Source organism: Pseudomonas sp. 31 R 17, from assembly GCF_900004915.1.
GTDB lineage: Bacteria > Pseudomonadota > Gammaproteobacteria > Pseudomonadales > Pseudomonadaceae > Aquipseudomonas > Aquipseudomonas orientalis_A.
This window is the reverse complement of sequence record NZ_CVTN01000034.1, coordinates 1-13,145: the sequence shown is the minus strand read 5'-3', so window position 1 is coordinate 13,145 and position 13,145 is coordinate 1. Positions and strand designations below refer to the sequence as shown.

Annotated in this window: 9 protein-coding genes; 7 read left to right on the top strand and 2 right to left on the bottom strand. The window is 62.2% G+C overall.

From position 1 onward, the window contains the following. Positions 1–105: 105 nt before the first annotated feature. On the top strand, positions 106–2,514 hold the full coding sequence (locus BFP89_RS01630; protein WP_065883558.1) for a glucose/quinate/shikimate family membrane-bound PQQ-dependent dehydrogenase: 2,409 nt from the start codon (positions 106–108) through the stop codon (positions 2,512–2,514). A gap of 57 nt (positions 2,515–2,571) precedes the next feature. After that, the gene (locus BFP89_RS01625; protein WP_065883556.1) at positions 2,572–3,837 is read left to right on the top strand and encodes a carbohydrate porin; all 1,266 of its coding nucleotides are present in this window, start codon (positions 2,572–2,574) and stop codon (positions 3,835–3,837) included. On the opposite strand, the gene BFP89_RS01620 is transcribed toward BFP89_RS01625, so the two are convergent. Continuing rightward, entirely contained in the window at positions 3,834–5,009 is a 1,176-nt protein-coding gene (locus tag BFP89_RS01620; protein WP_065883553.1) for a XylR family transcriptional regulator, read from the bottom strand. The genes BFP89_RS01625 and BFP89_RS01620 overlap by 4 nt on opposite strands. 139 nt (positions 5,010–5,148) lie before the next feature. Here BFP89_RS01620 and xylA point away from each other — a divergent pair, with 139 nt between their 5' ends. The 5 genes from xylA to BFP89_RS01595 all read left to right on the top strand — a co-directional run bounded on the left by xylA (position 5,149) and on the right by BFP89_RS01595 (position 11,325). Further along, entirely contained in the window at positions 5,149–6,465 is a 1,317-nt protein-coding gene (gene xylA / locus BFP89_RS01615; protein WP_065883551.1) for a xylose isomerase, read from the top strand. Between the two features lie 123 nt (positions 6,466–6,588). Further along, a complete protein-coding gene (gene xylF / locus BFP89_RS01610; RefSeq protein WP_065883549.1) occupies positions 6,589–7,590 on the top strand; it encodes a D-xylose ABC transporter substrate-binding protein in 1,002 nt (333 codons plus the stop codon). 163 nt (positions 7,591–7,753) lie between these two features. Further along, positions 7,754–9,298 carry a D-xylose ABC transporter ATP-binding protein gene (xylG, locus tag BFP89_RS01605; protein WP_065883547.1) on the top strand — a complete coding sequence of 515 codons (1,545 nt, stop codon included), beginning with the start codon at positions 7,754–7,756 and terminating at the stop codon, positions 9,296–9,298. Continuing rightward, complete coding sequence (locus BFP89_RS01600) at positions 9,299–10,435, top strand: sugar ABC transporter permease (RefSeq protein ID WP_065883545.1); 1,137 nt, start codon at positions 9,299–9,301, stop codon at positions 10,433–10,435. Positions 10,436–11,016: 581 nt separating this feature from the next. Beyond that, on the top strand, positions 11,017–11,325 hold the full coding sequence (locus BFP89_RS01595; RefSeq protein ID WP_065883544.1) for a DUF6124 family protein: 309 nt from the start codon (positions 11,017–11,019) through the stop codon (positions 11,323–11,325). 527 nt (positions 11,326–11,852) lie between these two features. Here BFP89_RS01595 and BFP89_RS01590 read toward each other — a convergent pair. Next, a partial coding sequence (locus tag BFP89_RS01590) for a CoA-acylating methylmalonate-semialdehyde dehydrogenase (protein ID WP_065883540.1) occupies positions 11,853–13,145 on the bottom strand: 1,293 nt, incomplete at its 5' end.

The window sequence follows — 13,145 nt, the reverse complement described above, 5'->3', positions numbered from 1 at the left end:
CATCGCAGCATCTGTAACAGTCTATTGCACGAGCATAATGTACTAACCAGTTACTTATCTTGCTAAAATCGCGCCCTTGCCCTCTCTCACTCGAGTCCTTTCGACATGAAACGAGCATCGCGCGCCGCTGGCGTCTCTAGATTTCTACTCCTTGGCCTGGGCGTGATCATCGCCCTGCTTGGCCTTGCGCTCGCCGTCGGCGGCGCCAAATTGATCAGCCTGGGAGGTTCCTGGTACTTCCTGGTCGGTGGCGTGGCCATGGCCATTGCCGGGCTGCTGATTGCCCGGCGCAACCCGGCGGGTGCCTGGCTGTTCGCCGCGTTCCTGGTCGGCACGGCCGTCTGGGCCGTCGCGGATGTGGGCCTGGTGTACTGGCCGCTGTTCTCGCGCCTGTTCATGTTCGCCGTGATCGGTATCGTGGTCGCGCTGGTGTATCCGTTGCTGGTCGGCAAACCGGCACGTGGTGCCTACGGCGTCGCTGCCGTGCTGACGCTCGGCGTGGCAGTGGCGGCGGGCAATATGTTCGTCGCTCACCCAAATGTAGCGCCAACCGGTGCAGGCCCAGGCATCACCCCAGTGGCTGCGGCCAATGCCCAGAAAGACTGGGCCCACTACGGCAACACCGAAGGCGGCAGCCGCTTCGCCGCGCTGGACCAGATCAATCGCGACAACATCGACAAGCTCAAAGTCGCCTGGACCTACCACACCGGTGACGTGGCGATCAGCGACGGCAACGGTGCCGAGGACCAACTGACCCCCCTGCAGATCGGCAACAAAGTGTTTATCTGCACCCCGCACAACAACCTCATCGCGCTCGACGCCGACACCGGCAAGGAGCTGTGGAAGAACGAGATCAATGCCCAATCGGCGGTCTGGCAGCGGTGCCGTGGCATGGCCTACTTCGACGCCACTGCGCCGATTGCCCAGCCGACCCAACAAGGCAGCTCGCCGGTCATTGCCGCCAGCGTGGCCGCCGGTGCGCAATGCCAGCGTCGCCTGCTGACCAACACCATCGATGCACGCCTGATCGCCGTGGACGCCGACACTGGCAAATTCTGCGAAGACTTCGGCACCCACGGCCAGGTAGATCTGAAGGCCGGCCTGGGTAATGTCCCGGACAGCTACTACCAGCTGTCCTCGGCGCCGCTGATTGCCGGCACCACCGTGGTAGTGGGTGGTCGCGTCGCGGATAACGTGCAAACCGATATGCCGGGCGGCGTGATCCGTGGTTTCGATGTAATCAGCGGCCAGATGCGCTGGGCGTTCGACCCCGGCAACCCTGAAGACAAACACGCGCCGGCCGCTGGCAGCACCTACGTGCGCAGCACCCCGAACAGCTGGGCACCGATGTCCTACGACCCGCTGATGAACACGGTCTTCCTGCCGATGGGCAGCTCGTCCACCGACATCTACGGCGTGGAACGCACCCAGCTCAATCATAAATACGGTGCTTCGGTGCTCGCGCTGGACGCCTCCACCGGCGCCGAGAAATGGGTGTACCAGACGGTCCACAATGACCTGTGGGACTTCGACCTGCCGATGCAACCCAGCCTGATCGATTTCACCCCGCCGGGCAGCGACAAGGCAGTGCCCGCCGTGGTGATCGGCACCAAGGCCGGGCAGATCTATGTACTCGACCGCGCCACCGGCAAGCCGTTGACCGACGTGCAGGAAGTGCCGGTCAAAGCCGCGAACATCCCCAACGAGCCGTACTCCCCCACCCAGCCCAAGTCCCTGGGCATGCCGCAGATCGGCGCGCAAACCCTGACCGAATCGGACATGTGGGGCGCCACGCCGTATGACCAGTTGCTGTGCCGCATCGACTTCAAGGGCATGCGCTACGACGGCCTGTACACCGCGCCGGGCACCGATAAATCCCTGAGCTTCCCGGGTTCCCTGGGCGGCATGAACTGGGGCAGCATTTCCACTGACCCGGTGCACGGTTTTATCTTCGTCAACGACATGCGCCTGGGCCTGTGGATCCAGATGGTGCCGTCGCAGAACAAGGCCCTGGCGGCCTCCGGTGGCGAAGCGCTGAACACCGGCATGGGCGCCGTGCCGCTCAAGGGCACGCCCTATGCGGTGAACAAGAACCGCTTCCTGTCGGTGGCCGGCATCCCGTGCCAGGCGCCGCCGTTCGGCACCTTGACCGCCATCGACATGAAGACGCAGAAAATCGCCTGGCAAGTACCGGTAGGCACCGTTGAAGACACCGGCCCCCTGGGCATCCGCATGCACCTGCCGATCAAAGTCGGCCTGCCGACCCTCGGCGGTACGCTGTCGACCCAGGGTGGCCTGATCTTTATCGCCGGCACCCAGGACTTCTACCTGCGCGCCTTCAACAGCGGCAACGGTGATGAAATCTGGAAAGCCCGCCTGCCGGTGGGCAGCCAGGGCGGCCCGATGACCTACGTGTCGCCGAAAACCGGCAAGCAGTACATCGTCGTCACCGCCGGTGGTGCACGCCAATCCACCGACCGTGGCGACTACGTGATCGCCTACGCCTTGCCGTAACAACCCCTTGTTAGCGCGGTGCGCCCGCACCGCGCTTTTGTGTCTGGAAAATCCCCCATGAACCTGACTTCTCATACGTTCCTTGGGCGCCTGGCGCTGGGCCTGGCCTTTGCCGCCGCCCTGCCCGTTCAAGCCGACGACACCACCCTGACCGGCGACTGGGGCGGCCTGCGCCGCGAACTCGACGACCAGGGCGTGCGCTTCAGCGGCGACTACAGCGGCGAGACCGCCTACAACGCCCACGGCGGCCGGCATCGCTCGGCGCGCTATTCACAGAATCTCAAGCTCGGTGTGCAGTTCGACCTGGGCAAACTCTACGGTCTCAACAACGGCGACCGCATCCAGCTGACCATCAACGACCGCCGCGGCAACAGCGCCTCCGAAGACCTGGTGGGCAACCGCCTGCCGATCCAGGAAAACTACGGTGGCCTCTACACCCGCCTCACCGAGTTGAGCTACGAACGCACGCTGTTCACCCCGGCACTTAACCTCAAGCTCGGCTACATGGCCATGGGCAATGACCTCGGCGGCCTGGACAGCGGCATCCTGTGCAACTTCATGAACGCCGGGTTCTGCGGGCACCCATTGAACATGTCGGGCGGCAGCGGCTGGGCCAACTACCCGAATGCGCACCTGGGTGCGCGGGTGAAATACGACTTCTCGCCCAACTGGCAACTGCGCGTGGCCGCGTTCAATGTCGACCCGTCCAGTAACGGCAATTCCAGCCGCGCCTGGCACCTGGGGCCCAAACACACCACCGGCACGGTCGTGCCCATCGAGCTGATCTACAAACACACCGGCAGCCTGCCGGGTGAATACAAGCTCGGTTATTACTACGACAGCTCCGATGTCAAACGCATCGGCAGCGACAAAGAGGTCAGCGGGCGTGGCGGTCACTACCTGTTGATCGACCAGGCTGTGTGGGCCTCGCAATCATCCCAGGGCCGCAGCCTGCATGCCTTCGGTCAGTACTCCGCTGCCAGCGAAGCCGCTTCGCCGTTCAGCAAGTGGTATGGCGCGGGCGTGGTGTTGTACAAACCGTTCGAAGGCCGCCCGCGCGACACCGTCGCCCTGGGCTATGGCCGCGCCGTGCCGAACCCGCGCAGTCGCGATGTACAGGAACTGGCGGCCTTCAATGCAGGCAACCCCTACCCTGCCCTGGACAGCGCCGAGCAGTTGATCGAACTCAGTTATGGCTATCAGGCCACGCCGTGGCTGACCTTGCGTCCGGATGTGCAATACATCATCGAACCGGGGGCATTTTCCGGGAAGCGTATCGACAATGCGCTGATCCTGGGTATGCAGGTCAAGGCGGTGTTCTAAGCCGCACCCTGCTGGTACTGCCGCGGCGTACACCCGTACTCGCGGCGAAACACCGTGTGCAGGTATTGCGCCGAGGTGAACCCGCAGGTCTGCGCAATATCGGCAATCGCCAGCGCCTGGTTTTCCAGGCCCCTGGCGGCGGCGGCGAGTTTGAAGCGCAGGATCTCGTCGTGCACGCTGCACCCGCGCACCTTGCGAAAGTGCGACTCCAACGATGAACGCGACACCCCGACATACGCCGCCACCTGCGCGGTCTTGATGCCCTGGCAGGCGTATTGACGAATGAACAGCAGGGCCTGCATCACATAGGGATTGCCCAAAGGTTGATGCAGGCTGGAGGCCTGCACGTTGATCGCGTCCGGCGGCACCAGCACCTGCGTACCCGCACAGGGTTTGCCATGCAGCATCTGATGCAGCAGCGCGGCGGCGGTGCGGCCCATGGTTTCGGTGCCCTGGATCACCGAACTGAGCGGCACCCGCGTCAGCGTGCGGGTCAGCGGGTCGTTGTCGATACCGATCAGCGCCACTTCCTCCGGCACCGCAATGCCTGCGGTCAGGCAGGCCTGCAGCAGTTGCCGGGCACGGGCGTCGGTCACCGCAATGATGCCGATGGGCTTGGGCAGGCTGTGCAGCCAGGCAATCTGCTGCTCCACCGCGCTGTCCCACAACGGCGCGCTGGTCCCCAGGCCGCGATAGATCTCCACCTGCAAACCATCGCGCTGCATCAAGCCGCGAAAAGCCTTCTCACGCTCCTGGGCCCAGCGATTGGCCTGGGCTTCGGGCAGGCTGAAACAGGCAAACCGCGTCAGCCCGGCCTCGATCAGATGCTCGTAGGCCAGCTTCATGAGGGCATGGTTATCGGTCGCCACATAAGGAATCCCCTTGGGGTACAGGCTGACGTCCTCATACGAGCCGCCCACCGCCACCACCGGTATCCGACTCCCGGCCAACGCCTCACCAATCAGCGGGTCATCGAAATCGGCAATGATCCCATCGCCCTGCCAACGCTCGATGCCGCGCAGACGACAGAGGAAATCCTCCTCCAGGAACAAATCCCAGGACGCACGGGTGCTGCTCAGGTAATTGCCGATACCGGCGATGATGCCACGGTCGTAGATTTTGCTGCCGTTGAAGAGCAAGGCAATGCGGTGCACGGGCGGTAGGGTTTTCATTGTTTTTGTCCTCGGGCCGGTGAAGACAGACTAGACCTGACTGCACAAAATCGCACCACCCCTTGGTGATTTTCATAATCAGCAGCCCCAGTGCCGTTGCTAGTATCCAGACACCGCCAAGAACAATAAGGAAAACCCCATGCCGTACTTCCCCGGTGTCGAGCAGGTTCGCTTCGAAGGCCCTGCCAGCGACTCTCCCCTCGCGTTTCGTCACTACGATGCCAACAAGCTGATCCTCGGCAAGCCCATGCGCGAGCACCTGCGTATGGCCGCCTGTTACTGGCACACCTTTGTGTGGCCGGGGGCGGATATGTTTGGGGTGGGCACCTTCAAGCGACCGTGGCAGCGCAGCGGTGACCCGATGGAGCTGGCCATTGGCAAGGCGGAGGCGGCCTTTGAGTTTTTCTCCAAGCTGGGCATCGACTACTACAGTTTCCACGACACCGACGTGGCGCCCGAAGGCAGTTCGCTCAAGGAGTACCGCAACCACTTTGCGCAGATGGTCGATCACCTGGAGCGTCATCAGGAACAGACCGGCATCAAGTTGCTGTGGGGCACCGCCAATTGCTTCAGCAACCCGCGCTTTGCTGCCGGCGCCGCGAGCAACCCCGACCCGGAGGTATTCGCCTACGCCGCCGCCCAGGTGTTCAGCGCGATGAACGCCACGCTGCGCCTCAAGGGTTCCAACTACGTGCTGTGGGGCGGCCGTGAAGGCTATGAAACCCTGCTCAACACCGACCTCAAGCGCGAGCGCGAACAGCTCGGCCGGTTCATGCGCATGGTGGTGGAGCACAAACACAAGATCGGCTTTACCGGCGACCTGCTGATCGAGCCCAAGCCCCAGGAACCGACCAAGCATCAGTACGATTACGACAGCGCCACGGTGTTCGGCTTCCTGCATGAGTACGGCCTGGAGCACGAGATCAAGGTCAATATCGAGGCCAACCATGCGACGTTGGCCGGGCACAGCTTTCATCATGAGATCGCCACCGCCGTGTCCCTGGGAATTTTCGGCAGCATCGACGCCAATCGTGGCGACCCGCAGAACGGCTGGGATACCGACCAGTTCCCCAACAGCGTCGAGGAAATGACCCTGGCCACCTATGAAATCCTCAAGGCCGGCGGGTTCAGGAACGGCGGCTACAATTTCGATTCCAAGGTGCGCCGCCAGAGCCTGGACGAGGTGGACCTGTTCCACGGCCACGTGGCGGCGATGGATGTGTTGGCCCTGGCCCTGGAGCGCGCGGCCGCCATGGTGCAGAACGACCGGCTGCAACAGTTCAAGGACCAGCGCTATGCCGGCTGGCAGCAACCGCTGGGCAAAGCCGTACTGGCGGGCGAGTTCAGCCTGCAATCCCTGGCTGAGCATGCGTTTGCCAACGAACTGGACCCGCAGGCCGTGAGCGGTCGGCAGGAAATGCTGGAAGGAATCGTGAACCGGTTTATCTACACCTGACGCCCATACCGGGGGCTGTGACATTTGCGCGACAAATCTATGCACAGAGCGCCCAAGGACGCTCTACAGTTTCAGGCGCACCACGCTGTGTCTTTTCCAACAACAATAAAAGGACGCACCACCATGAAGTCATTCAAACGTACGCTGCTCGCCACTGCCCTGGCCCTGCTCGCCCTGCCGGTGATGGCCGATTCGGCTCACCCGAAAATCGGTTTTTCCATCGATGACCTGCGCCTGGAGCGCTGGTCCCGAGACCGTGACTACTTCGTCGCAGCGGCGGAAAAACTCGATGCCAAGGTGTTCGTGCAGTCCGCCGATGCCAACGAGCAGAAGCAAATCTCGCAGATCGAAAACCTCATCTCCCGTGGCGTCGATGTGATCGTGATCGTGCCGTTCAATGCCACGGTGCTCACCAACGCGGTGGCCGAAGCCAAGAAGGCCGGGATCAAGGTGGTGTCCTATGACCGTCTGATCCTGAATGCGGACATCGATGCCTACATCTCCTTCGATAACGAAAAAGTCGGCGAAATGCAGGCCGGCGGCGTGCTGCAAGCGGCGCCCAAGGGTAATTACTTCCTGCTCGGCGGCGCGCCGACCGACAACAACGCCAAGGTGCTGCGCGAAGGCCAGATGAAAGTGCTGCAACCGGCCATCGACAAGGGCGATATCAAGATTGTCGGCCAGCAATGGGTGAAAGAGTGGAACCCCACCGAAGCCCTGAGCATCGTCGAGAACGCCCTGACCCGTAACAACAACAAAATCGACGCTATCGTCGCCTCCAACGACGCCACCGCCGGCGGTGCGATCCAGGCCCTGGCCGCGCAGAAACTGGCGGGCAAAGTGCCGATTTCCGGCCAGGACGCGGACCTCGCGGCGATCAAGCGCGTGATCGACGGCACCCAGACCATGACCGTCTACAAACCGCTCAAGTTGATCGCCACCGAGGCGGCCAAACTGTCGGTGCAGTTGGCGCGCAATGAAAAACCCACCTACAGCTCGCAATACGACAATGGCAGCAAGCAGGTCGACACCATCCTGCTCACCCCGACGCCGCTGACCAAGGCCAATATTGACGTGCTGGAGAAGGACGGGTTCTACACCAAAGAGCAGATCGCCGGGCAATGATAATTGCCTCGATAAAACCTCGCCCCCTGTAGGAGCGAGCTTGCTCGCGAAAAACCCGAGAGCGCCGCGTTTATCCAGGAAGCGCGCATTATCGTTGACGTTTTTCGCGAACAAGCTCGCTCCTACGGGGGTGGGGGCCAGCCTATTTGTGTGAGCCTTTCCCATGTCCGACTACCTGCTGCAAATGAACGGCATCGTCAAAAGCTTCGGTGGTGTCAACGCCCTCAACGGCATCGACATCAAGGTGCGGCCCGGCGAATGCGTCGGGTTGTGCGGCGAAAACGGCGCCGGCAAATCCACCTTGATGAAGGTGCTGTCGGCGGTCTATCCGTACGGCACCTGGGAAGGAGAAATCCTCTGGGACGGGCAGCCGCTCAAAGCCCAGTCCATCAGCGAAACCGAAGCCGCCGGCATCGTCATCATCCATCAGGAACTGACCCTGGTGCCCGACCTGTCGGTGGCCGAGAACATCTTTATGGGCCACGAACTGACCCTGCCCGGTGGGCGCATGAATTACCCGGCGATGCTGCACCGCGCCGAAGCGTTGATGCGTGAACTCAAGGTGCCGGACATGAATGTGGCGCTGCCGGTGTCGCAGTATGGCGGCGGCTACCAGCAACTGGTGGAGATCGCCAAGGCCCTGAACAAACAGGCGCGCCTGCTGATTCTGGACGAGCCCTCCTCGGCCCTGACCCGCTCGGAAATCGACGTGCTGCTGGACATCATCCGTGACCTCAAGGCCAAGGGCGTGGCCTGCGTGTACATCTCGCACAAGCTCGATGAGGTGGCCGCCGTGTGCGACACCATCGCCGTGATTCGTGACGGCAAGCACATCGCAACCACCGCCATGGCCGACATGGACATCGCGCAAATCATCACGCAAATGGTCGGCCGCGAGATGAGCAACCTCTACCCCACCGAACCCCATGAGGTGGGTGAGGTGATGTTCGAGGCGCGCAACGTTACCTGCTACGACGTCGACAACCCCAGGCGCAAACGCGTCGACGATGTTTCCTTCGTGCTCAGGCGTGGCGAAATCCTCGGCATTGCCGGGCTGGTGGGCGCCGGGCGCACGGAGTTGGTGTCGGCGCTGTTCGGCGCCTACCCCGGGCGCTACAGCGGTGAGGTGTGGCTGGAAGGCCAGATGATCGACACGCGCACGCCGCTCAAGTCGATCCGCGCCGGGCTGTGCATGGTGCCCGAGGACCGCAAGCGCCAGGGCATCATCCCCGACCTGGGCGTGGGCCAGAACATCACCCTGGCGGTGCTCGACACTTATGCCCACCTGACCCGCATCGACGCCGAGGCCGAACTGGGCAGCATCGACCAGCAGATCGCGCGCATGCACCTGAAAACCGCCAGCCCGTTCCTGCCGATTACCAGCCTGTCCGGTGGCAACCAGCAAAAGGCCGTGCTGGCAAAAATGCTCATGGCCAAGCCCAAGGTGCTGATCCTGGATGAGCCCACGCGCGGGGTGGATGTGGGCGCCAAGTACGAGATCTACAAACTGATGGGCGCGCTGGCGGCCGAAGGTGTGGCGATCATCATGGTGTCGTCGGAACTCGCCGAAGTGCTCGGCGTGTCCAACCGCGTGCTGGTGATCGGCGACGGCCAGTTGCGTGGCGACTTCATCAATCAGGGGCTCACCCAGGAACAGGTACTCGCCGCTGCGCTCAGCCAAAACAATAATGATCGGAAGACCGCGTAGATGAATCAGGTCAAACACCTTTTCACCCGCTACAAAATGCTTGCCCTGGTGATCGCCGTCGCGTTCATCTGGCTGTTTTTCAGTTGGCAGACCGACGGCGGGTTCCTCACGCCGCGCAACCTGTCCAACCTGCTGCGGCAGATGTCCATCACCGGGATACTGGCGTGCGGCATGGTGCTGGTGATCATCAGCGGCGAAATCGATTTGTCGGTGGGTTCATTGCTGGGCTTGCTGGGCGGGCTGGCGGCGATCCTGGACGTGGTTTATCACCTCCCGCTGCTGGCCAACCTGAGCCTGGTCGCGCTGTGCGGCTTGATGATCGGCCTGGCCAACGGCTATATGACGGCCTACCTGCGCATCCCGTCGTTCATCGTCGGCCTGGGCGGGATGCTGGCGTTTCGCGGGATCCTGCTGGGGATCACCGGCGGCACCACCATTGCGCCGGTGTCGCCGTCGCTGGTGTACGTGGGCCAGGGGTACTTGCCGCATTCGGTGGGCATTGGCCTGGGTGTCCTGCTGTTTGCATTGACCCTGTTCCTCACCTGGAGGCAGCGGCGCAACCGCGCACTGCATGGTTTGGCCGCGCACGCCCTGATGCGCGACGTACTGCGCGTGATGCTGATCGGTGCAGTGCTGGCCGGGTTCGTCACCACCCTCAACAGCTACGACGGCATCCCGGTGCCGGTGTTGCTGCTGCTGGTGCTGCTCGGCGTATTCAGCTACGTCACCAGCCAGACCGTGTTCGGCCGTCGCGTGTACGCGGTGGGCAGCAATATGGAGGCGACGCGGCTGTCGGGTATCAACGTGCAGGCGGTGAAACTGTGGATCTTCGGCATCATGGGCGTGATGTGCGCGCTGGCCGGCCTGGTCAACACCGCGCGCCTGGCCGCCGGCTCCCCATCGGCGGGGAACATGGGCGAACTGGACGCAATTGCCGCGTGCTTTATCGGCGGCACCTCAATGCGCGGCGGCTCGGGCACGGTGTATGGCGCGTTGCTCGGGGCGCTGGTGATTACCAGCCTGGATAACGGCATGTCGATGCTCGACGTGGACAGCTACTGGCAGATGATCGTCAAGGGCAGCATTTTGGTGCTGGCGGTGTGGGTGGATGTGAGTACACGGGCGGGCCGGCGCTGACCCAGTGCCTGAACGCGGTCAAAACTGTGGTTGGGGGGTTCCTTGATGCCAGTCAGTGAAGGCTTTTTGTAGGAGCGAGCTTGCTCGCGAAAAACTCGCAGGCACCGCGTTCATTCAGAAAACACGCGTTATCGTTGACGTTTTTCGCGAGCAAGAGCTAGGCGCCCCCTCGCTCCTACAGACGGCGGCGTACGCTTAACTGACTGGCATCTGGGCTTGCCCCCTCCACAGTTGATTGCATTTTTCAACATTGGGATTGGTGGCATTTGGTCATGTTTTTTAAAGGGCCAGCAAGGCATGTCCCTTTAAATTGCAGGACGTTTCCTAGACAATCCCTGCCGCCTTGTGCCTGCTGGAATCGCTGGCTAGTCTGCGCTCCGTCACTGCCAATTCAGTGATCGGGTTTAGTCGCCCGGAATGTCACAAGGAGCATGGTCCATCAAGTTTTATGGTGGCTGTGCGCAGGGCACCTTCGGGTGCGCCGGATTTTCCTTGTGGCCGGTCGACTAACCTGCGTACAGCCGCCACCCATCGTTTAGTCGCGACGGGGGTCGGTACCTGACCACACAAGGAGTTGCACCATGAACAAAGCCCTACCCGACCCACCCCTCGATCCCGCAAAAGACCGCGCCGCCTTCAACCGCGCCATCGACCACTACCTGCCCACCCAAGGCTTTCACTCGGTCAACGAAGACCTGAGCTTCGAAGACGCCCTGCTCTACACCGCCAGCTTGCTCGACAGCGCCTCCGCCACCGCCCTGGACTGCGGCGAACTTCTGCAAAGCCCCGAGCGGGCGAAGATCCTGGCGGTATGGCACCTGCTGGAAATTGCCAAGACCACGGTCGACCGCTCCATCGAATGCCTGACCTGCACAAAACCCACTGCCTGAACGCGCTCAAACTGTGGGAGGGGGCTTGCCCCGATGGCGGTGGGTCAGTCACAGATTGATCAACTGATACACCGCTATCGGGGGCAAGCCCCCTCCCACATTGGTCTGCATTGCAACATTGGGATTGGTGGCACTGGCTGGCAGTTGCCAAGACCAGGCGCCATCGAATGCCTGACCTGCACAAAACCCACTGCCTGAACGCGGTCAAAACTGTGGGAGGGGGCTTGCCCCCGATGGCGGTGGTTCAGTCACAGGTTGATCAACTGATACACCGCTATCGGGGGCAAGCCCCCTCCCACATTGGTCTGCATTTCAACATTGGGGTTGGTGGCACTGGCTGGCAGTTGCCAAGACCAGGCTCCATCGAATGCCTGACCTGCACAAAACCCACTGCCTGAACGCGCTCAAAACTGTGGGAGGGGGCTTGCCCCCGATGGCGGTGGGTCAGTCACAGATTGATCAACTGATACACCGCTATCGGGAGCAAGCCCCCCTCCCACATTCGGGCATACAGTGCCTGTGAGACCTTACTTCGATACCGGCATCGCAAACTCCGCGCCCTGCTCGATGCTCTCCGACCAGCGCTGCATGATCGACTTCTGTTTGGTGTAGAAACGCACGCCTTCGGTGCCATACGCATGCATGTCGCCAAACAGGCTCTTCTTCCAGCCGCCAAACCCATGCCAGGCCATCGGCACCGGGATCGGGACGTTGATGCCGACCATGCCCACTTCAATACGCCGCGCAAATTCGCGGGCGATGTGGCCGTCGCGGGTGAAGCAACTGACGCCGTTGCCGAACTCGTGGTCGTTGACCAGCTTCACGGCCTCCGCGAAGTCGTTGACGCGCACACAGGCCAGCACCGGGCCGAAGATTTCTTCGCGGTAGATGCTCATGTCCCGCGTCACGTGGTCGAACAGCGTGGCGCCGAGCCAGAAGCCATTCTCCAGGCCAGGTTCGGTGGGCACGTAGTCACGGCCATCGAGTAGCAAGTGCGCGCCGGCCTGTACGCCTTGCTCGATATAGCCGCTGATGCGTTCCAGCGCCACCTTCGACACAATCGGCCCCATCTCGGCTTTCACATCGCGGCCGTCAGTGATACGCAGGGTCTTGGCGCGTTCGGTCAGGGCCGCAATCACTTTGTCACCCACATCCCCCACCAGCACTGCAACCGAAATCGCCATGCAGCGCTCGCCGGCACTGCCGTAGGCGGCGCCCATCAGCGCATCGACCGTGCGCTCGATATCCGCGTCGGGCATCACCACCATATGGTTTTTCGCCCCGCCCAGGCCTTGTACGCGCTTGCCGTTGCGGGCGCCGCTCTCGTAGATGTACTGGGCAATCGGCGTGGAACCGACAAAACTCACGGCCTTTACGTCCGGGTGTTCGATCAGCGCGTCCACCGCTTCCTTGTCGCCCTGCACCACGTTGAACACGCCCTTGGGCAAGCCCGCTTCACGCAGCAGCTCGGCCATGAACAACGAAGCGCTCGGGTCGGTGGGGCTTGGCTTGAGGATGAAGGTGTTGCCCGCCGCAATGGCAATCGGGTACATCCACATCGGTACCATCACCGGGAAGTTGAACGGCGTCACGCCGGCCACCACGCCCAGGGGCTGGCGCAGGGTCCAGTTGTCCATGCCACGGGAGACCTGGTCGGAATGTTCGCCCTTGAGCAGGTTGGGAATGCCACAGGCGAATTCGAGAATGTCAATGCCACGGTCGACTTCGCCCTGGGCATCGGTAAAGACCTTGCCGTGTTCGGCGACGATGATGCGCGCCAGGTCGTCCTTGCGTTCACGCAGCAGGTGCAGGTATTCGAA

Excerpts from the sequence above, each read along its gene's own strand:
- BFP89_RS01620 (WP_065883553.1), bottom strand. The coding sequence starts at position 5,009 with ATGAAAACCCTACCGCCCGTGCACCGCATTGCCTTGCTCTTCAACGGC.
- BFP89_RS01600 (WP_065883545.1), top strand. The coding sequence starts at position 9,299 with ATGAATCAGGTCAAACACCTTTTCACCCGCTACAAAATGCTTGCCCTG.
- BFP89_RS01595 (WP_065883544.1), top strand. The coding sequence starts at position 11,017 with ATGAACAAAGCCCTACCCGACCCACCCCTCGATCCCGCAAAAGACCGC.
- xylG (WP_065883547.1), top strand. The coding sequence starts at position 7,754 with ATGTCCGACTACCTGCTGCAAATGAACGGCATCGTCAAAAGCTTCGGT.
- xylF (WP_065883549.1), top strand. The coding sequence starts at position 6,589 with ATGAAGTCATTCAAACGTACGCTGCTCGCCACTGCCCTGGCCCTGCTC.
- BFP89_RS01630 (WP_065883558.1), top strand. The coding sequence starts at position 106 with ATGAAACGAGCATCGCGCGCCGCTGGCGTCTCTAGATTTCTACTCCTT.
- BFP89_RS01625 (WP_065883556.1), top strand. The coding sequence starts at position 2,572 with ATGAACCTGACTTCTCATACGTTCCTTGGGCGCCTGGCGCTGGGCCTG.
- xylA (WP_065883551.1), top strand. The coding sequence starts at position 5,149 with ATGCCGTACTTCCCCGGTGTCGAGCAGGTTCGCTTCGAAGGCCCTGCC.